This is a genomic window from Pseudomonas sp. IzPS59 (genome assembly GCF_014863505.1).
Taxonomy (GTDB): Bacteria; Pseudomonadota; Gammaproteobacteria; order Pseudomonadales; family Pseudomonadaceae; genus Aquipseudomonas; species Aquipseudomonas kribbensis.
The window spans coordinates 2,259,929-2,280,054 of record NZ_CP062251.1; the positions used below are offsets into that span (position 1 = coordinate 2,259,929).

Genomic DNA, 20,126 nt, shown 5'->3' on the forward strand with positions numbered 1-20,126 from the left:
CGATGAACGCCGATCTGATTCTGTTCAATGGCCAATTTCATACGGTAGACCGCGAAAAACCTCTCGCCAGTGCCGTGGCGATCAAGGACGGACGTTTTGTCGTCGTCGGTAACGATACGCAGGCCATGGCCCTGCGCGGTGCCGGCACCCAGGTGGTCGACCTCAAGGGCCGCTGCGTGATTCCCGGCCTCAACGACTCGCACTTGCACCTGATCCGTGGCGGCCTGAACTACAACCTCGAACTGCGCTGGGAAGGCGTGCCGTCGCTGGCCGATGCGCTGCGCATGCTCAAGGATCAGGCTGACCGCACGCCGACTCCGCAATGGGTGCGTGTGGTCGGTGGCTGGAACGAATTCCAGTTTGCTGAAAAGCGCATGCCGACCCTCGAAGAGATCAACCAGGCGGCGCCGGACACCCCGGTGTTCATCCTGCACCTGTACGACCGTGCGTTGCTCAACCGCGCCGCGTTGCGCGTTGCCGGTTACACCCGCGACACGCCGAACCCGCCGGGCGGCGAGATCGTGCGCGATGCCAACGGCAACCCGACTGGCATGCTGGTAGCGCGACCGAACGCGATGATTCTGTACTCGACCCTGGCCAAGGGGCCGAAGCTGCCGCTGGAATATCAGGTCAACTCGACCCGTCAGTTCATGCGCGAGCTCAATCGTCTTGGCCTGACCAGCGCCATCGATGCCGGCGGCGGTTTCCAGAACTACCCGGACGATTATCAGGTGATCGAACAACTGGCAAAAGACGACCAGTTGACCGTGCGTATCGCCTACAACCTGTTCACCCAGAAGCCGAAAGAAGAGCTGACCGATTTCCAGAACTGGACCGGCAGCGTCAAGTTGCATCAGGGCGATGACTTCCTGCGCCACAACGGCGCCGGGGAAATGCTGGTGTTCTCGGCGGCGGACTTCGAAGACTTCCTCGAACCGCGCCCGGACCTGCCGCAGACCATGGAACAGGAGCTGGAGCCGGTGGTGCGCCACCTGGTCGAACAGCGCTGGCCGTTCCGTCTGCACGCCACCTACAACGAATCCATCAGCCGCATGCTGGATGTGTTCGAGAAGGTCAACCGCGACATTCCGTTCAACGGCTTGCCATGGTTCTTCGACCACGCCGAGACCATCACCCCGCAGAACATCGAGCGGGTGAGGGCGCTGGGCGGCGGCATCGCGATTCAGGATCGCATGGCGTTCCAGGGCGAATACTTCGTCGATCGCTACGGCAAGCAAGCCGCCGAAGCCACGCCACCGATCAAACGCATGCTCGCCGAAGGCGTGCCGGTCGGCGCGGGTACCGATGCCACCCGAGTGTCGAGCTACAACCCGTGGACTTCGCTGTACTGGATGGTCAGCGGTCGCACCGTTGGCGGTCTGGCGCTGTACGAAGAGGGCTTGCCACGCACCACTGCGCTGGAACTGTTCACCCACGGCAGCGCCTGGTTCTCGTCCGAGCAGGGCAAGAAGGGCCAGATCAAGGTCGGGCAACTGGCGGATCTGGCGGCACTGAGCGCGGACTTCTTCCATGTCGAAGAAGAAGCGATCAAGTGGATCGAGTCGGTGCTGACCGTGGTCGGCGGCAAGATCGTTTATTCCGCCGGCGACTTCGAAGACCTCGGGCCGCGTGCCTTGCCGGTACTGCCGGACTGGTCGCCGGTGGTCAAGGTTCCTGGCCACTGGCGCCCGAATTCGCCATTGCAGGCCCAGGTGCACCAGTGCAGCGGCCCGTGCGCGGTGCATACCCACAGCCATGAAAAAGCCCGGATGTCGAATGCGCCGGTCAGCGACTTCGCCGGTTTCTGGGGCGCGTTCGGTTGTTCCTGTTTCGCTTTCTGATCCCGTAAACGGCGCCGGTCTTCGTGGCCGGCGCTTGCCGCATCACCCATCCCCGAGGAGTTTCACATGAGCAACGTTCCTTACAAACGCCTGAACAAAGACGACGCCGTGGTGCTGCTGGTCGACCACCAGACCGGTCTGATCTCGCTGGTGCAGGATTTCTCGCCGAACGAGTTCAAGAACAACGTGCTGGCCCTGGGCGACATCGCCAAGTTCTTCAAGCTGCCAACCATCCTCACCACCAGCTTCGACAGCGGCCCGAACGGCCCGATCGTGCCTGAGCTGAAAGCACAATTCCCGGACGCGCCGTTCATTGCCCGCCCTGGCCAGATCAATGCCTGGGACAACGAAGACTTCGTCAAGGCGATCAAGGCCACCGGCCGCAAGCAACTGATCATCGCCGGTGTGGTGACTGACGTGTGCGTGGCGTTCCCGACCCTGTCGGCCATCGCTGAAGGTTTTGAAGTGTTCGTGGTAACTGACGCTTCCGGCACTTTCAACACCACCGTGCAGCAAGCTGCCTGGGCGCGTATGTCGGCTGCCGGTGCGCACCTGCTGAACTGGTTTGCGGTGGCGTGCGAGCTGCAGGTTGACTGGCGCAACGATATGGAAGGCCTGGCGAATCTGCTGTCGGAACGCCTGCCGAACTATCGCAACCTGATCAACAGCTACACCAAGTTCACTGCCAAGTAATTGGTAGAAGAAAAAAATGCCCGCTGAAGAGCGGGCATTTTTTTGTCTGCCGAAAAGGGCTCAACGCTTTTGCAACCACCCCAAAAACCCACCCTTGCGAACCGGCACAGGCTTGGCCATCAACGCCAGCCGACTGTTCTGCTGCCGTACCGCCTGCAGCTTGTTCAACGCCTGGCCGACTTCACTGCGCTGTTCCATGCACTGGCGGGTCAGGTTCTTGTCGAGCCGATAAATGATCGAAGACGTCAGCGCCGTGAACGTTGCCTGCGAAGGTGTATCCGCAAGAATGCTCTGCTCGCCCATGACTTCGCTCGGGCCCATGCGCCCGGCTTCGGTGAAACCATTGCCGTCCGGCACGCTGGCGCTGACCACACCGGTGGCGATCACGAACAGGCTGTCGGGGACTTCCTCCAGACCGAGCACCACCTGCCCGGCGCTGTACTGCTGCGCGACCATCGATTCAGCGAGGCGATCGCGCTCTTCATGGCTCAGCGAGCGGAAGATTTTCACTTCATCGAGCAAGGCACGGGCGCGGGTCGAAGGCTCTATCACGCCGTCCGGATGCCGCGAAATGCCGGCCGCTTCGAGATGGCGGTGGGCGAGGTCGAACAGTTGATTGCGCACTTCGCCTTTCTTGCCCAGTTCAGCGATGAAGCCGCTGGCCACGTATTCCGACATTTCTTCGCCGGCCTCTTTCAGCAGCGCTTTCGGCGCAGGCGACAGCAACAGACTGCTGCTGCCTTGCAGCGTGCGGTCGAGGGCGTCGAGTACCCGGCGCGGGCGGATGTGGTTCGGCACCTTGATGCTGATCGACACGCCGTGCAGGTTGTTCGGGCGGCTGAGGTTGACGATCTTGGCCTTGGCCGCCACCGAGTTCGGCACCACGGCCAGGGTCCCGGCGCTGGTCAGCAGGTGCGTGGCGCGCCAGTCGATGTCGAGCACCTTGCCTTCGACGCCGTCGATCACCACGAAATCGTCCACCTGATACGGCTTGGTGGTGTTGAGCACGATGCCCGAGAACACGTCGGCCAAGGTGCTTTGCAGCGCCAGACCGACCACGATGGCGAATACCCCGGAGGTGGCGAGCAGGCCTTTGACCGGCAGCTCAAGCACGTAACCGGCCGCCGCGACGATGGCCGCCAGAAACACCAGCGCACCGATCACGTCCTGCAACAAACGACCGCTGTGGCCGATGCGACGCATCAGGATCAGACCGATCACTTCGGTCAATGCCCGCGCGGCGTACAGCCACCAGAAAATCCCCAGCGCCGTCGCGCCCAGTTGCGCCACCTGATCATCGGCAAAGACTGGCGCCTGCAACGGGCTGACGCCGGCATTGATGATCAGCGCGCTGAAGGCCAGGAACAGCACCAACCGCACACCGACCCGTTGCGCGCGATGCTTGAACGGGACGAGATGCCAGAGCAGGGCATCGAGCACCAGCAGCAGGGCGCTCCAGGACAGCAGATGGGCAGAAAAAAGGCTCATGGGATGAACTCCGGCGGGCACAAAAGAAAACGCCACACCCGAAGGTGTGGCGAGGGGTTGCACTCAGTTCAGATGGGTCTTGAGTTCTGCCGCGGCCTGGCGCACGGCGGCCTTCACTTCTGGAATCCCGTTCAGCGGGTTGAGCAGACCGAAGTCGTGAATCATCCCGTTGTAGCGCACCGAGGTCACCGGTACACCGGCGGCGTCGAGGTGGCGGGCGTAGCCTTCGCCTTCGTCACGCAGCACGTCGAACTCGGCGGTCTGCACCAGCGCGGCGGGCAGGCCCTTGAGCTGTTCGGCACTGGCATTGAGCGGCGAGGCATGGATCTGCGCACGTTCGGCCGGGTTGGTGGTGTAGTTGTCCCAGAACCACTGCATCATGCCTTTGGTCAGGAAGTGGCCCTCGGCGAATTGCTGGTACGAGCCGTTATCGAACCCGGCATTGGTCACCGGCCACATCAGCAACTGGAAGCGCAGGGCCGGGGTTTTCTGTTCCTTGGCCATCAGTGCCACGACCGCTGCCATGTTGCCGCCGACGCTGTTGCCGGCCACCGCCAGACGCTTGCCGTCGACACCGATGTCCTTGCCGTGTTCGGCCACCCATTTCGTTGCGGCGTAGGCCTGATTGATCGCGGTCGGGTACTGCGCTTCCGGCGACGGGATGTAATCGACATACACCGCGACCGCGCCGGAGCCCACCACCAGATCACGAATCAGGCGTTGGTGTGTCGGGAAATCGCCCAGCACCCAGCCGCCACCGTGGAAGAACATGAACACCGGCAGCTCGCCCTTGACCTTGGCCGGGCGCACCACTTTCAGGTTGATCGTCTGGCCATCGACCTTGATCACCTTGTCGCTGACTTCAACACCGGACAGGTCAACCTTCACCGAAGCCTGGGCGCCGGTCAGCACCGCACGGGCGTCTTTCGGGCTCAGTTGCTCGAGCGGTTTGCCACCGCCGGCGGCGAGGGCATCGAGGAAGGCCTGGGTGTTGTGTTCGACGCCAGTGCCTTCGGCGGCGAATGCGTTGCCGATGGACAGGGCGAGGAGGGAAGCGGCGAGGGTTTTCTTGATGTTCATGTGCAATTCCTTTTTAAGTCGTTTGAGTTTTTGTATGCCTTGGGATCGGGCTGCTGTGGCGCTGGGCTTCATGCCTCAGCAACACCGTGAGCACAGATTAATGAGGTGCCGGAAAGTGAAAAAGCGGCTATAAAGCGTTTAACTGTCAACCAGGGAGTGACAATGAACCCGTTCGAAGACATGCGTATTTTTTGCCAGGTGATGGACTCCGGCAGCTTCACGGCGGCGGCCGATCAATTGGGCCTGTCCAAGCAGTTCGTCAGCCGTCGGTTGATGCAACTGGAGGAGCGCCTCGGCGTACGTCTGCTCAATCGCTCGACCCGGCGCCTGGACGTGACACCGCTGGGCCAGAGCTATTACGAATCGGCGCTGCGGCTATTAAGCGAAGTCGAACAGGTGGAGCAGGGCATCGCCGGGCAGACCGCCGAGCCGCGCGGAACGATTCGTGTGAGCGCGCCGCTGTCGTTTGCGGTGGCGCATCTGGGGTGTCTGCTGCCGCTGTTCCTGCAGCGTTATCGCGAGGTGACGGTGGAGGTCGATCTGAGTGACCGCCCGGTGGACTTGCTCGGCGAAGGCTATGACCTGGCGCTGCGCATCGGCGTACTGGAAGACTCGACCCTGATCGCCCGACGCATCGCGGCCATCGAGCGGGTGTACTGCGCCAGTCCCGCGTATCTGGCCGAGCGCGGCACACCGGTCAAACCGGAAGATCTGCTCAGTCATGACTGCCTGCCTTACGGTCACGGGCGTTCGGTACAGTGGCGGTTCAATGCAGGGCAGGGCAAGCCGCAACTGGTGAATGTCACCGGGCGGATGCGGGTCAACAACGGTGAGTTGCTGCGGGATGCAGCGGTGGCGGGGATGGGGATTACCTACCTGCCGACGTTCATTGTCGGGGCCGCGCTGAAGGACGGACGGTTGGTGCCGGTGCTGGATGATTTGCGCCCGGAGCCGTTGATTCTGTCGGCGGTGTACCCGCAGCACCGCCAGGCATCGCGGCCGGTGCAGGCGTTGATCGAGTTTTTGCGTGAGCGGCTGGATCAGACAAAAGGCGTTTTGTAGGCGCTACAAAACACTGTGGGAGCGGGCTTGCCCGCGATAGCGGTGGGTCAGGCAGCGATGCTTTATCTGACCGGGCCCTATCGCTGGCAAGCCAGCTCCCACAGGGATCGTGAGTCAGTTGGCGCGCCTGTCATCGCCCGGCTCGCCGCCGACATGCACGCCGCGATCATCACCGACTTCTCCGGCCCGATGGGCCCCATGTTCATCACCTACTTCGCCTGCACGATGAACACCATGATCATCGCCAGCTTCGGCGTGGGTGCCGTTGCGTCCTGATGAGGCGCTGTCGCCGGAATGGCCCGAACCATGGTCGCTGCCGCTGTGGCCACTGCTTCCACCGCCGCCGCTACCACTGTTGCCGCCACTGCCGCTGCCACCGTGGCTACCGCCATTGCCGCCACCGCCACTACCACCGTTGCCGCCGCCCCCTCCGTTGCCACCACCGCCACCGCCATTTCCGCCTCCACCACCGCCACTACCTCCGCCGCCGCCACCGCTTCCTCCACCTCCACTGCCACCTTCCTTGGCCTGAACGCTGGACACCCCGGACAGGTTGTCCGGGATCAATACGGTAGACGCCGACAGGACTGCGCCGATGGCCATTGCGAGCATGAGCTTTTGAATGTGCATATCGTTCTCCGTCTTTGTTGTCTTGGTTGGGAACGTGGATGTGCCTTGTTTGCGTGTGATCCGACCCGTTCCCGAGGTCAGTGGATACTCGAAGCGAGTTCGAAGATCGGGATGTACATCAGGATCACGATGACCCCGATCAACAGGCCGATGAAGGTCATCAGCAGCGGTTCGAACAGCCGCACGAACCACTCGATCCAGCGGCTGATTTCCTCGTCGTAGAAGTCGGCGCTGCGCTCCATCATTTGCCCGAGGTTGCCGGACTGCTCGCCGGCGCGCAGCAGGCGCAGGGAAACGGGCGTCACCAGTCGATTGAGCTCCAGCGCGGTGGACAGCGATTGCCCCTCGCGCACTCGCTCGCAGGCCTGATCCAGTCGCGCCCGCGAGGCCACGGTGAGCAGGCCGCGCACCATGCCCATGGCCGTCACCAGCGGAATCCCGCCTTGCAGCAGAATGCCCAGCGAGCGATAAAACCGCGCCAGCTCATACATGAAGATTCGCTGGTGCACGGCCGGCAGTTTTTCCACCAGCCGGTCCAGCCCACGGCGAAACGCCGGTTGTTTCTGCAACACGGCGAGGGCGGTGATGATCGCCGCCAGAATCCCGAAAAACTCAGCCTGATGCGCGTGCAAAAACATCCCGCTGCTCATCAGCATCTGCGACAGCCACGGCAGGTTCGAGCCCAGCCCTTCGAATACCAGACTGAAGCGCGGCACCACGTAACCCATCAGAAAAAGCACCACGCCGCCGCCGACCACCAGTAGCAGCAACGGGTAGATCGAGGCGCTGACGATCTTCTGCCGCACCTCGTCCATGCGCTGGCGATAGCTGACATAACGCCCCAGCGCATCGCCGACCGCGCCGGTTTTCTCGCTGGACTGTACCAGCGCCACGTACAGCGGCGGGAAGACCGCCGACAACTGGGCCAGTGCCTGGGAGAACGACTTGCCCTCGTACAGCAACCGTACCAGCTCGCTCAGGGTTTTGCGCGCAGCGGGGGCGGTTTCCTTTTCCGCCAGACTTTCCAGTGCATCGATCAACGGCAGACCGGCATTGAGCAACGTGGTCAGCTCCTGGCTGAACAGCACCAGGTTGAAGGTCTCGCGCTGGCCCAGGCGCAACGAACGCCAGTGCCGTTCGGCGTGCAGGCTGACCACGCGCAGGCCCTGATCCTCGGCGATGCGCCGCGCTTCGCTGTGACCGGGTGCCTCGATGTTCAGCGACACCACGCCGGCCTTGCCCACTGCCTTCAGATGAAAACGCATGCCCGGTGCTCCGCTTATTGCCAGTTGGTGATTTCGGCGTTTTCGCCTTCGCCGCCGGGCTGGCCGTCCTTGCCCATCGACAGCAAGTCGTACTCGGCGTTTTCGCCGGGGTAGCGGTAGGTGTAGTTGCGACCCCACGGGTCCTGCGGGAGTTTTTTCTGCAAGTACGGGCCGGTCCATTTCGCTTCATCGCTCGGTGCGGTCACCAGTGCCTGCAAGCCTTGTTCGGTGGACGGGTAGTGGCCGACTTCCAGCCGATACAAGTCCAGCGCCTTGCTCAGGCCTTCGATCTGCGCCTTGGCGACTTTCACTTCGGAGCGCCCCAGCTGGGCGAAATATTTGGGCGCGACGATCCCGGCCAGCAGGCCGAGCACCACCAGCACCACGAGCAATTCGAGCAGGGTGAAACCCCGTTGGGCGCGCGGACGAACATGCAGCTTCATGATGACCTCCGGTGAGTGGCAGCCGAGTCGCCCCAGGGCCTATGCAATTGCCATGCTCAGCCCCCGATAAATCCAGCATGTGGGCTGAAGCCCTTGTAATACGGGCCTCTGAAGAGTCGGCACAGTGCTTGCGTACGGCTGAATCACGACAGGTCAGTGGGGCATTTCCCCCAATTTTTCGGGCCTGTCAGGGGAGGCCCAATGCTCAATCCAATCTGCGCAGGACTGCTTGGCTGCATGCTGCTGACCGGCATCGCCGAAGCCGATGTGTTTGTCTCCGTGGACGCCAAGGGCAGCTATGTGCTGTCCAACGTTCACCGCCCCGGACGCACCTACGAACGGGTGATTCACGAGGCGCAAATGCCCGTGGTCAGCCTTGACCGGCAACCGCAATTGATCGCCAACCAGCCCTACGCGGAACTGGTGTCGGCGGCGGCCACGGCCAATCACTTGCCCGAGGCACTGCTGCACGCGGTGATCAACGCCGAGTCGAACTACAACCCCGGCGCCACCTCGCCCAAAGGCGCCGGCGGGCTGATGCAACTGATGCCCGACACCGCCCGGGAACTGGGGGTGACCGATGTCTATGACCCCAAGGCCAACATCCAGGGCGGGGCCCGGTATCTCAAGCGCCTGATGACCCTGTTCGACAACGATATCGCGCTCGCCGTGGCGGCCTATAACGCCGGCCCCGACGCGGTGCTCAGCCGTGGCCGGATGATCCCGCCGTTTGCCGAAACCCAGCGTTATGTGCCCAGCGTCCTGCGCCAGTACCGGCGTTTGCAGGGGCTGGCGGCGGACGCGCCCTTGTAAACCTTCAACCCGGTTTTCCCCAACTTCGGGGCAAATCCGCCGGGTCGGAAAAACGGGGAATCGGGTGGGGAATATCCCCCGGACTCTCAAATGATTTCTGTAACTGATTGAACAGAAACATGATTTTTTGTGGCATGCGGATTGCTCCAGCGGGTTTGTCGAGAATCATTCCCTGTGAGCACCCACTACGAGGTTTCCGATCATGGTTGGCATTCACCACGCACCGTCCCTGTTGAACTGGCTGCTGTTGCTGGCCTCGATGCTCAGCGTCGAACTGGCCAGCGCCACCGTGCGCTGCGAACGCAATCTGGTGGCCAACGTCGTGGCCTTCGATCAGCCGCTGATGTTCAACCGCCTCGGCGCGCAGAACGTCAACGGCATGATGTTCGCCTTGCGCCGCGATGTGGTCGATGACCATGACCGGTCACTGGCCCAGGGCGGTTCGGCAGTGCCGGGCAAAGTGTCGCTGCGCCCGGACAAGCGTCCACGGCCGCTGGTGCTGCGCGTGGCAGCGGGAGATTGTCTGACCATCAATTTGCAGAATCTTCTGGCGTATCAGGCCAACCCCCATCATCACGCCGAGCCCGAGGGCGAAGCGGAAAACGCCAACGTCGGCGAAGCCTTCAAGGCCGACGAGCAAGTCGCCGACCGGCATGTCGGTTTCCAGGTCAACGGCCTGCAAGCAGTGAACAGCATCGATGACATCGCCTCGTTCACCGGGCGCAACGCCAACAGTCTGGTTGCGCCCGGTGCCAGCCGTTCCTATCTGTTGTACGCCGAGCGCGAAGGGGCGTTCGATGTCAGCAGCCGTGGCGCGACGTTCGGCGGGGAGGGCGCGGCCGGCAACAATGCCAATGGCCTGTTTGCCCAGGTGGTGGTCGTGCCCAAGGGCGGCCGCACTTACCGCAACACCCTCACCGAAGAAGAAATGCGCCTGGCCAGCACTGGCCGTACTCCCGCCGGACACCCCATCGTCGATTACCAGGCCCGCTATCCGCAGCGCGAGCCGTGGCTGCGCGAAGGCAAGGCCGGCTCGCCGATCATCAGCATGGTCGACGGCAGCGAAATCATCTCCAGCGAAAGCGACGCCATTGTCATGGGCAGCAACCCCGACGGCAGCTTTCCGCCGATCACCTATCCGCTGGAATCGGTGGGCAAACGCAACCCGGCTCTGCCCAACCGGCTCGAACCGTTCCGCGATTTCGCCGCGCAGTTCCAGGATGAAACCGCCGTCACCCAGGCGTTCCCGGCGTACTTCGCCGACCCGGTGATGGGCCATGTGCTGGAGCCGACCCGCGATTCCTTCATGATCAACTACGGCGCTGGTGGCATGGGCGCCGAAGTGATTGCCAACCGTCTGGGCGTGGGGCCGATGCACGATTGCCTGTCCTGCGCCTACGAAGAATTTTTCCTCAGCTCGCACACCGTCGGCGACGTGGCGATGCTGGTGGATGTGCCGGCCAACACCGGGCTTGAGAACATCGCCCCCGGCCAGACCCCGCGCGCCGATCAGGTCGGCGTCAAAGCGACGATGGCCCTGTATCCGTCGGAGCCGTCGAACGTCGCTCACAGCTACATCGGTGACTTCGTCAAATTCCGCAACACCCATAATGGTTACGAGCACCACATCTTCCACTTGCACGGCCACCAGTGGCTGTTCAACCCCAACGACGACAACTCCGATTACGTCGACGCTCAGGGCATCGGGCCGGGCGCCGGTTACACCTATGAAATCGCCAATGGCGGCTCGGGCAACCGCAACCGCGTGGCCGGCGATGCGATTTACCATTGCCACTTCTATCCGCACTTCGCCCAGGGCATGTGGGCCATGTGGCGGGTGCACGATGTGTTTGAAGAAGGCACCCAACTGGAGGTTTCCCAGCAGGGTGCCGATGGTTTCCACAGCGAACCCTATGCGCTGCGCAGTGGTAAACCCGCCGCCGGTGCCCGCGCCTTGCCCGATGGCGAAATCATTGCCGGCACGCCAATCCCCGCCATCGTGCCGCTGCCGGGCAAAGCCATGGCGCCGATGCCGGGCAAGGTTGTCGTGGTGCCGAAAATCGGCGAAACCCTGGTCGCCGGCAACGATGACGACGATGAGGAAGAAGAGGGCGACGATGATCACCACGGCGGCAACGCTGGCGCTCAGGCTGTTGGTTCTCTAGCCCTGGTGGATCGCAGCGAAGCCAACCGCAACGCTGACGGCAGCCTGAAAAACCCCGGTTATCCGTTCTGGATCGGCGGCATGGAAAGTTCGGTCGGGCAACGTCCGCCGACACCACCGCTGGACATGCTCGACGCCGCTACCGCGCAAACGCTCAAAGCCAGTGGCAAGGCGCTGTGGGCCAACCTTGATCCGTTGCAATCCGGCGGCTGGGACGGGGGGTTGCCGCGTCATGCACTGGACGGCAAATCCGCCGGCGGCGAAGCGCACACCGTGACCACGTCGCTGGATTTCTCCAAGGAAGTCACCCGCGCCAAACCGATCTATCTGCCCGAGGAAGGCACCGAAGTCGAACAGGCTGCCATGGCCTTCCACGCGAAAAAGGATCACCCAAGCTTTGCCTTGCTGCCCGGTAATCAAATTGTGGCCAAGGCCTTCCGCACCAATGGCGCTCTGCCGATTGCCGGCGCGCCGTACTACGAACCGTGCATGGACGACCGGCAAAAGCGCCTGACCAGCAGCGCCGGCAGCGGCGAATTCAACAGCGGCGAGCGTATCGATGGCATGTCCTTCGTCGGCGCCTCGGCCTTCACCGCCGACCGACCACGGGTCTACAAAGCGGCCAACATCCAGTTCGACGCGGTGTACAACAAGGTCGGTTATCACTTCCCGCAAGCCCGGATTCTGGCGCTCTGGGAAGACGCCTGGCCGGTGATCACCAAGCAGCGTCCGCCAGAGCCGCTGGTGATGCGCATGAACACCTTCGATTGCGTGCAATACCAGCAAACCAACCTGGTGCCGGCCGTCTACGAGATGGACGACTATCAGGTGCGCACCCCGACCGACGTAATCGGCCAGCACATTCATTTGCCGAAGTGGGACCTGACGGCGGCCGACGGTTCCTCCAACGGCTGGAACTACGAGGACGGCGTGCTTTCTCCCGGCGCCGTGCAGGAGCGCGTGCACGCCATTCGCGAGTTCAACCAGTGCGCCGGCACCGACCCGCGCGACGGCACTCCGGCCTGCCCGAAAGCCAAGGCGCATCCGTTCTTCGGCCAGTACGGTCGCAGTGACTGGATGGGGGCGCGCACGGCGATGCAGCGCTGGTTCGTCGACCCGGTGATCAACAGCAAAGGCGTGGATCGCGGCCTCGGCACGATCTTCACCCACGACCACCTCGGCCCTTCGACGCACCAACAGATCGGCCTCTACGCCACGGTGCTGGCTGAACCGGCCGGTTCCACCTGGTTCCACGCCGAAACCGGCGAGCCTCTGTACAGCGGCGCGCGGCAGGACGGCGGGCCGACGTCGTGGCAAGCGGTGATCAACACCGGCGACCTCGACGGCGACGGTTTGAACGACAGCTTCCGCGAGTTCTTCCTCGAGTACAGCGACTTCCAGCACGCCTATGAAGCCGGGGTGTATGTGGGCGCCGGCCCGAACGGCATCCCGAATGCGCAAGCGTTCCCGGCCACGGCCGACAGCTTCCGCTTTGCGATCAACCCGCCGGTGCGCAACAACGCCGGCAACCTGCTCGAAGCGGTGGTCGAGGCGCGCGGCGGGATCAAACCGGGCTGCCCGAGCCGGCCGTGTCCGCAGGCGATTTCCGTGGATGACCCCGGCATGTTCGTCGTCAACTACCGCAACGAACCGCTGGGCCTGCGGGTGTTCGACCCGAACAAGGTCGGCCCGGACGGCAAGCGCGGCATGCAGGCCGACGGCCTCGGCGGTGACCTGGCGTACGCCATGCAGAGCCGCACCGACCGGGCGATCCCGGCGCTCAACCTGGCACCTAACCAGATCAGCTCGGCCAACGGGCCTACCGGCGGCACCACGCAATTTCCGCCGCACATCAACAAGGGCGGCGCCGAACCCGGTGATCCGTTCACACCGATGCTGCGCACCTACACTGGTGACAACGTGCGGCTGCGGGTGCATGCCGGTGGTCATGAAGAAGAGCACAACGTCACCCTGCACGGCGTGAAGTGGCTGCAGAGCGGTTCCGGGTTCGGCAACAGTTCCAACTCCGGCTGGCGCGCTTCGCAGATGGTCGGGATCTCCGAGCAGATGGGCTTCATCGCGCCGGTGTCGATGCTGTCGAGTTCGGCGGCGACCACCGGGGATTATCTGTACTCGATGGACGCCTCGATCGAAGGCTACTGGAACGGCATCTGGGGCGTGATGCGCAACTACACCGCGCAACGCAACGACCTGTTCGCGCTGCCGAACAACCCGAAACCCACTGGCATGCGCAACACCGTGGCATTCGAAGGCAGTTGCCCACGGATCAGCGCCAACCCCAACGGCATCGGCACCCGGCCCACCGTGCAGCGCAACTATGAAGTGGTCGCGGCGCTGGCCAACGACATCCTGCGCAACCCGCTGGGGCTGACCATCGGCGATTCGGCCGGACTTGGCCAGCACGTCGGCGGGCCGTTGAATCCGGTCGGCGGCACGCTGGTGTTCAACTCGCGGTCGGTGAGCATTCCGCAGGTGACAGTGACCGACCCCGAGGATGGCGAGACCCTCACCGTTGGCGGTCAGAGCGGGCCGATCCATGACCCGACCGCGATCCTGTACGTGCGCAAGGCGGATCTCGATCCGGCCAGCGGCAAGCTCAAACCCGGCATTCCGGTCGAGCCGCTGGTGCTGCGCGCCGCTGCCGGCGACTGCATCAACATCACCCTGGAAAACCGCCTGCCGAGCGTGATGCCCGACCTGGCGCAGACCGCAATCATGCAGGGCCTGGTCAAACGTGATCGCAACGGTGGCGACGGCTCGACGACCTTCAACAACAACCTGCTGCGGCCGTCCAGCCACGTCGGACTGCACGCGCAACTGCTGGCCTACGACATCACCAAATCCGATGGCGTGAACGTCGGTGCCAACCCGATCCAGACCGTGCCGCCGCGTGTCGGCAGCACCGGTGCTTACCCGAGCCGTACCTATCAGTACTACGCCGGGCACCTGGAGCGCGAAGGCAAACCGGTCACCCAACTGGGACGCAGCGTCGACAACATCAACGCCACGGCGGTGGAGTTCGGCGGCCTCAACTTCACCCCGGCGGACGTGATCAAGCAACCGCAAAAAGGCTTGGGCGGGGCGATGAGCATCCTGCCAGTCGGCGCGACCTGGGTGGATGACGTGCGCAAAGTCAGCGCCACGGTGACTGCGGCCGGGCAGACGGCTTATCGCGACTTTGCGATGGTCTGGCAGCGCGCCCTGAACCTGCGCTGGGCCAATGGCCGGCCAGTGGAAGGCATCGCCTCCGAAGGCATGGGCGTGCCGAACGATCCGAAGGACAACGCCGGCATGGCCATCAACTACAAGGCCGAACCGCTGTGGTACCGCTTTGGTCTCGCGCCGGATGCACCGTTCGGCCGCGCCGACGGCCATGGCTACGGCGACGTGCCGAACGCGCACATGGCCTACAGCAATGCGCTGGTCGGCGGCGATCCGCAGACCCCGGTGTTCTACGCCAGACCGGGTCAGCCGTTCCGCACCCACATCCTGATGCCGACCGGCGGCAGCCGTGGCTCGACCTTCCAGCTCGACGGGCATCTGTGGTCGGTCAATCCGTTCCAGTCGGAGAAGAGCGATGTCGGCGGCTACCCGATGAACACCCCCGGCGTGGGTTCGGTGAAGTTTGGCTACAACCCGATGTCGATGTACATCGGCGCCCGCGAGAGCGTGCTGCCGGCGGCGCACTTCAGCTTCATGTTGCCGAGCGCCGGCGGGGCCAATGCGATAGCGGGGGACTACCTGTTCCGCGACAACGCCCCGTTCGGCAACACGGCGGGGTTGTGGGGGTTGCTGCGGGTGACCAATGAGGCCGAGCCGGCACCGCCCGCTCAGTAGCCGGACGGGAATGGATTTGCAGGGGAGAGCGACATGAACAGGATCATCAACATCATCGGCGTGTGTCTGCTGACCATCGCAGGTGCGCTGCTCACGCTCGGCGAGCTTGCCCTGGCGCAGACGCTGACCCGTGATGGCGTGTCCATCAAGTTCAACCTGCAACCGCTGGCCCGCGACGGCAAATTGCGTGAAGGCGAGTTCGCCGACGTGCAGTTCCGCGTCACCGATGGCGCCTCCGGCCAGCCGCTGTCCGGGGTGGCGCCGGGGGCCTGGATCGATCCGGAAACCGTTGCCGCCGACCAGGCTCAGGGCCGGGAAAAAAGCTGCAAATCCCGGGTCGGGACGTTCCTCAAATCCAACATCGGCGCGCGGCCGTTGCTCGATCTCAACAGCTATTTTTTGCTGGTGATGAACCGCGATGCCAGCGTTTCGGTGATTGATCCTTCGGTGTCGGTCGGCGGCATCACCAGTACCCTGGCGCGGATCGAACTCAAGCAACCGCCGATGGACTGGGTCACGCCCAGGGACAATAAACGGGTGTTTGTGTCGATGCCGGCAGCAGGCGCAGTGGCGGTGATCGACAGCGAACAATTCAAGGTCCTCGACTCGGTGGCCGCCGGCAGCCAACCGGTACGGGTCGCGCTGCAACCGGACGAACGTCTGCTGTGGGTCGGCAACAACGCGAACAAGGCTGAAGAGTCCGGGGTCACGGTGATTGACACCCAGAGCCTCAAACCGCTCAAACATCTGGCGACCGGTCGCGGCCACCACGAAATCGCCTTCAGCAAGGACAGCCGCTTCGCCTTCGTCAGCAACCGCGACGACGGTACGTTGAGCGTCATCGACATCGCCAGTCTGAGCCTGTTGCAACAGGTCAAAACCGGTTCCAGCCCGTTGTCGGTGGCGTACTCGCCGCTGTCCGGCGCGGTGTATGTAGCCGATGGCAAGGACGGCACTGTCACCGTGATCGACGCCAACAGCCGTGCCGTGCGGCGGGTAATCAGGCTGAAACAGGGCCTCGGGCCAATGGGCTTCAGCGCTGATGGTCGCTTCGGCGTGGTGTTGAACACGATGGAGAACCGCGCCACGGTCATCGATGCGGCCAACGATTCAGCGATCCATGATCTGGACGTCTCGGCCGAACCCTGGCAAGTGGTGTTCACCAAGGCCTACGCCTACGTGCGCGGGCTGGCGTCGCCGAAGGTCACGATGATCAATCTGGCGTCGCTTGGCGAAGGGCGTCAGCCGATTACTCAAGGCTTCGAAGCCGGTCCGCAACCGCCACGGCTGGCCGGGGATCTGCCGCTGGCATCGAGCCTCGCCGTTTCGCGGGACGACAACGCGGTGTTCGTGGTCAACCCGGTGGACAACACCACCTATTTCTACGCCGAAGGCATGAACGCGCCGATGTCCGGTTACCCCAATCGGGGGCAGGTGGCGCGTGCGGCCATGGTCGTCGACCGCAGCCTGCGCGAGGTATCGCCGGGGCTGTACAGCGCCCGGGTGAAACTGCCGGCGGCGGGGCGTTTCGACGTGGCGTTCCTGCTCAATCAGCCGAACATCATTCATTGCTTCAGCGCCCAGGTGGAATCCGACGGCGCGGCTGAAAAACACGTCGGCCCGCCGCAAGTCGAGTTCGTGCCGGGCAAGACTGTCGTGGCGCTCAACGACCCGTACGTGGTGCGGTTCCGCATCGTCCAAGGCAAACAGAAGGTGCAGCGCACAGGCGTGAAAGACGTGCAGTTGCGCTACTTCCTCGCACCCACATCCCGGCCCCGAGAAGTGGCGGCGCTGGAAGTCGCCGACGGTGTGTACGAAGCCCCGCTGACCCTCGACCGCAGCGGCGCCTGGTACCTGCATGTGCGCGCGGCATCGCTGGGCGCCGGTTTCGATGACAAGACATTTGCCAGTGTCCGGGTGTTGCCCGGCCAGACTCAGTGACGAGGACAACGCCATGAACCGATTCGCATCATCCGGCCTGCTGGCCTTGTGTCTGTTGGTCGCCGGCATTCATCAGGCCCAGGCCCATTCGGCGGACGAACACGCGGGGCACAAGGCACCGGCCGCCAGCACGCAGGAACACACTCAGGTCAAATTCATCGACGTGCCGCTGCTCGATCAGAACGGCAAGACCGTGCACCTGGAACAGGATCTGGTGCACAACAAAATCGTCGTCATGAGCTTCATCTACACCAGTTGCACCACGGTTTGCCCGGTGGTCTCGTCGATCATGGGCAAGGTGCAGAAACAGCTGGGTTCGCGGGTCGGCGGCGAAGTGCAACTGGTGTCGATCAGTATCGACCCGCAGCGCGACGACCCGAAACGCCTGCAGGATTACGCCCGCTCTTTCCAGCGCGGGCCGGGCTGGAGCTGGCTGACCGGTTCGCCGCAGTCTATCAACGCCACCCTAAAGGGCCTCGGCAGTTTTAGCGGCGACTTCAAGAACCACCAGCCGTTGATCCTCGTCGGTGACGGCAACAGCCGCCACTGGATGCGCTACTACGGCTTCACCGACCCGGCGCTGCTGGCCAAGGAAGTGGAAAAACTCAGCGGCCTGCGCACCCACGCCAGACACACCGCGATTGCCATGGAGCAACAGCCATGAGAATGCTCGACTGGATCTCTCTGACAATCTGTTTCCTGATTCTCGGCAACGTGGCGTTTGCCCACGAAGGCCATGTACCCGAGGCTCCGGCACCGGTTGCCGCCGCGCCGGCCAAAGGCACCCACGACGCAAAGACCTGGTTCACCGACACGCCGTTGCTGGATCAGCACGGCAATACTCAACGCTTCTACAGCGACGCCCTGCAAAACCGCGTGGTGCTGCTCAACGTGATCTTCACCAGCTGCAACGATGCCTGCCCGTTGATTACCCGTAAGCTCAAGGAAGTCCGCGCGCTGCTGGGCGACAAGGCCGACGGCGTCACTTTCATTTCCCTTACCAGTGATCCGCTGCGCGACACGCCGGCGGTGCTCAAGGCTTACACCTTGAAGCAGGGTGCCGATGATCCTCACTGGCTTTTCCTTACCGGCGACAAGGCGCAGATGGATCTGGTGCTCGGTCGCATCGGCCAGATCGTGCCGACGCCGGAGCAGCATTCGACCCAGTTGATCGTCGGCGATGTCGCCAACAAACGCTGGAGCAAGATCCGTCCCGACGCCCCGGCGGCTGCTATTGCCCAGCGCTTGCAACTGCTGACAATGCCCGTGGCCGGCCGCTGAGTCCGCGCCATGAGCCTGCGCCGCGTCTTCGCCCTGATCCTGCTCGCTGGCGCCAGCCTCGGCGCGGCTGCGTTGCCGCTGACCGATGAAGAAAGCGCCGGCAAGCGCCTGTATCGCGAAGGCCTGTCGGCCAGCGGCGAGGCGATCATGGCGCGGGTCGGTGCAGCGGACGTGTTGCTGCCGGCCACGAGTCTGCCGTGCGCCAACTGCCACGGCGCCGACGGCCTCGGCCGGCCTGAAGGCGGGGTACGGCCGCCGGAGCTGAACTGGTCGCGGCTGACCAGCATTCACGGTCAGCAGCGGGTCAACGGGCGTAGCTACCCGGCGTACAACGACAGCAGTCTGGTGCGGGTGATTCAGGAGGGGCGTGACCCCGGCAACAATCGGCTCGACCCGAGCATGCCGCGCTTTCTGCTGTCGATGAAGGATCAGCGCAACCTCACCGCTTATCTCAAACGCCTGGCTGATGATCGCGATCCGGGGCTCGATGACCAGACCTTGCACCTGGGCACCTTGCTGCCGAGCCAGGGACCGCTGGCCGAGGAGGGCGCCACCGTCGCGGCTGTGCTCAACGGCAGCGTGGCGCGGATCAATCAGGCCGGTGGCATTCATGGCCGACAGTTGCGCCTGACCGTGGTCGATCCCGGCCCGGACCGCATCAGTGCTGAGCTGGCCCTGCAACGGCTGATCGACGAGGAAAAGGTCTTTGCGCTCATTGCTCCGTTGGCTCCGGCGCTGGACAACGAATTGGCACCGCGTCTGGAGCAGGCCGGTCTGCCCCTGATCGGGCCGTTGTCCTTGATGGGCTCGGTGCAGGCCAGTGCGCAGATTTTCGAACCGCTGCCGGGATTGCGCGAGCAGTTGATCGCCCTGGCCGATTACGCCGCCGCCAGCCTGAAAGTGCTGCAAGGACCGACGCTGATCGCCTATCCCGACGACCCGGCTCAGGTGCAGGCCGCACAGGCGCTGGGGCAATACTTGCAGGATCACGGCTGGAAAAAGGTCCGGTTGCAGGCCTACGACCCGGCGGCGGACAGCTTGCCGCTGGGCTCGCGCTCAGTGTTCTACCTGGGCAGCGGCAGCGGTTTCAGTCAACTGGCGGCGGGGCTGCAGCATGCCGGGCAAGTGCCGTATCTGTTCGCGACGTCGGGCCAGGTGGCGGGCGACCTGCTGCAAGTGCCCGAGGGCTTTTCCCGGCGCGTGTTTCTGGCCTATCCCTTTGTGCCCAGCGACTGGACCCAGGCCGGGCGCATGGCCCTGACCCTGCTGCGTGAACATCAGGGCCTTGGCGCGCAGCATGCGGTGCTGCAAGTCGGCGCCTACGCCTCGATGCTGCTGTTCAGTGAAGCCATGAAGCAGGCCGGGCGCGACGCCAGCCGCGAAAAAATGGTGACGGCTCTCGAAGGCCTGCACGACTTCGACACGGGTCTGACCCCGCGCCTCAGCTTCGGCCCCGGACGACGATCGGGCTTGAGCGGGGCGCATGTGGTCACCGTGGATTTGCCCGATCAGCGTTTCTATCTGGTCGCGCCCTACAAACCGATTCTCGCGAGCCCCTGAACGGAGG

14 protein-coding genes are annotated in these 20,126 nt (G+C 63.7%); 9 read left to right on the plus strand and 5 right to left on the minus strand.

Translation table 11 applies throughout. From position 1 onward, the window contains the following. The first annotated feature begins 2 nt into the window (after positions 1–2). The gene (locus IF189_RS10210; protein WP_085712054.1) at positions 3–1,841 is read left to right on the plus strand and encodes an amidohydrolase; all 1,839 of its coding nucleotides are present in this window, start codon (positions 3–5) and stop codon (positions 1,839–1,841) included. Positions 1,842–1,907: 66 nt separating this feature from the next. After that, on the plus strand, positions 1,908–2,534 hold the full coding sequence (gene ycaC, locus IF189_RS10215; protein WP_085712055.1) for an isochorismate family cysteine hydrolase YcaC: 627 nt from the start codon (positions 1,908–1,910) through the stop codon (positions 2,532–2,534). Positions 2,535–2,594: 60 nt separating this feature from the next. Here the strand turns inward: ycaC and IF189_RS10220 are convergent, their stop codons facing one another. Together IF189_RS10220 and IF189_RS10225 are read right to left on the minus strand one after the other, a co-directional pair. Beyond that, a complete protein-coding gene (locus tag IF189_RS10220) occupies positions 2,595–4,022 on the minus strand; it encodes a mechanosensitive ion channel family protein (protein ID WP_192553214.1) in 1,428 nt (475 codons plus the stop codon). Between the two features lie 63 nt (positions 4,023–4,085). Then, positions 4,086–5,102: an alpha/beta hydrolase gene (locus IF189_RS10225; RefSeq protein ID WP_134826161.1), complete on the minus strand. Its 1,017-nt coding sequence runs from the start codon at positions 5,100–5,102 to the stop codon at positions 4,086–4,088. A gap of 162 nt (positions 5,103–5,264) precedes the next feature. Between IF189_RS10225 and IF189_RS10230 the strand changes: the two genes are divergently transcribed. Beyond that, positions 5,265–6,164, plus strand: a complete 900-nt coding sequence (locus IF189_RS10230) for a LysR family transcriptional regulator (protein WP_134826162.1) — start codon at positions 5,265–5,267, stop codon at positions 6,162–6,164. A gap of 114 nt (positions 6,165–6,278) precedes the next feature. On the opposite strand, the gene IF189_RS10235 is transcribed toward IF189_RS10230, so the two are convergent. From IF189_RS10235 to gspG, 3 genes are all read right to left on the minus strand, one after another. Continuing rightward, a complete protein-coding gene (locus IF189_RS10235) occupies positions 6,279–6,794 on the minus strand; it encodes a hypothetical protein (protein ID WP_167748730.1) in 516 nt (171 codons plus the stop codon). 77 nt (positions 6,795–6,871) lie between these two features. Beyond that, on the minus strand, positions 6,872–8,059 hold the full coding sequence (locus IF189_RS10240) for a type II secretion system F family protein (protein WP_134826164.1): 1,188 nt from the start codon (positions 8,057–8,059) through the stop codon (positions 6,872–6,874). Positions 8,060–8,073: 14 nt separating this feature from the next. Then, on the minus strand, positions 8,074–8,502 hold the full coding sequence (gene gspG / locus IF189_RS10245; RefSeq protein ID WP_085712061.1) for a type II secretion system major pseudopilin GspG: 429 nt from the start codon (positions 8,500–8,502) through the stop codon (positions 8,074–8,076). Positions 8,503–8,703: 201 nt separating this feature from the next. Between gspG and IF189_RS10250 the strand changes: the two genes are divergently transcribed. From IF189_RS10250 to IF189_RS10275, 6 genes are all read left to right on the plus strand, one after another. Beyond that, the gene (locus IF189_RS10250; RefSeq protein WP_192553215.1) at positions 8,704–9,315 is read left to right on the plus strand and encodes a lytic transglycosylase domain-containing protein; all 612 of its coding nucleotides are present in this window, start codon (positions 8,704–8,706) and stop codon (positions 9,313–9,315) included. A 202-nt stretch (positions 9,316–9,517) separates the two neighbouring features. Further along, the gene (mnxG, locus tag IF189_RS10255; RefSeq protein ID WP_192553216.1) at positions 9,518–15,337 is read left to right on the plus strand and encodes a manganese-oxidizing multicopper oxidase MnxG; all 5,820 of its coding nucleotides are present in this window, start codon (positions 9,518–9,520) and stop codon (positions 15,335–15,337) included. Between the two features lie 33 nt (positions 15,338–15,370). After that, entirely contained in the window at positions 15,371–17,278 is a 1,908-nt protein-coding gene (locus IF189_RS10260; RefSeq protein WP_192553217.1) for a YncE family protein, read from the plus strand. Positions 17,279–17,291: 13 nt separating this feature from the next. After that, positions 17,292–17,942 carry an SCO family protein gene (locus tag IF189_RS10265; protein WP_134826167.1) on the plus strand — a complete coding sequence of 217 codons (651 nt, stop codon included), beginning with the start codon at positions 17,292–17,294 and terminating at the stop codon, positions 17,940–17,942. After that, positions 17,939–18,559, plus strand: coding sequence for an SCO family protein (locus IF189_RS10270; RefSeq protein ID WP_134826168.1), 621 nt, complete (start codon positions 17,939–17,941; stop codon positions 18,557–18,559). Before IF189_RS10265 ends, IF189_RS10270 begins: the two co-directional genes overlap by 4 nt. 9 nt (positions 18,560–18,568) lie before the next feature. Next, the gene (locus tag IF189_RS10275) at positions 18,569–20,119 is read left to right on the plus strand and encodes an ABC transporter substrate-binding protein (RefSeq protein ID WP_192553218.1); all 1,551 of its coding nucleotides are present in this window, start codon (positions 18,569–18,571) and stop codon (positions 20,117–20,119) included. Positions 20,120–20,126 lie beyond the last annotated feature (7 nt).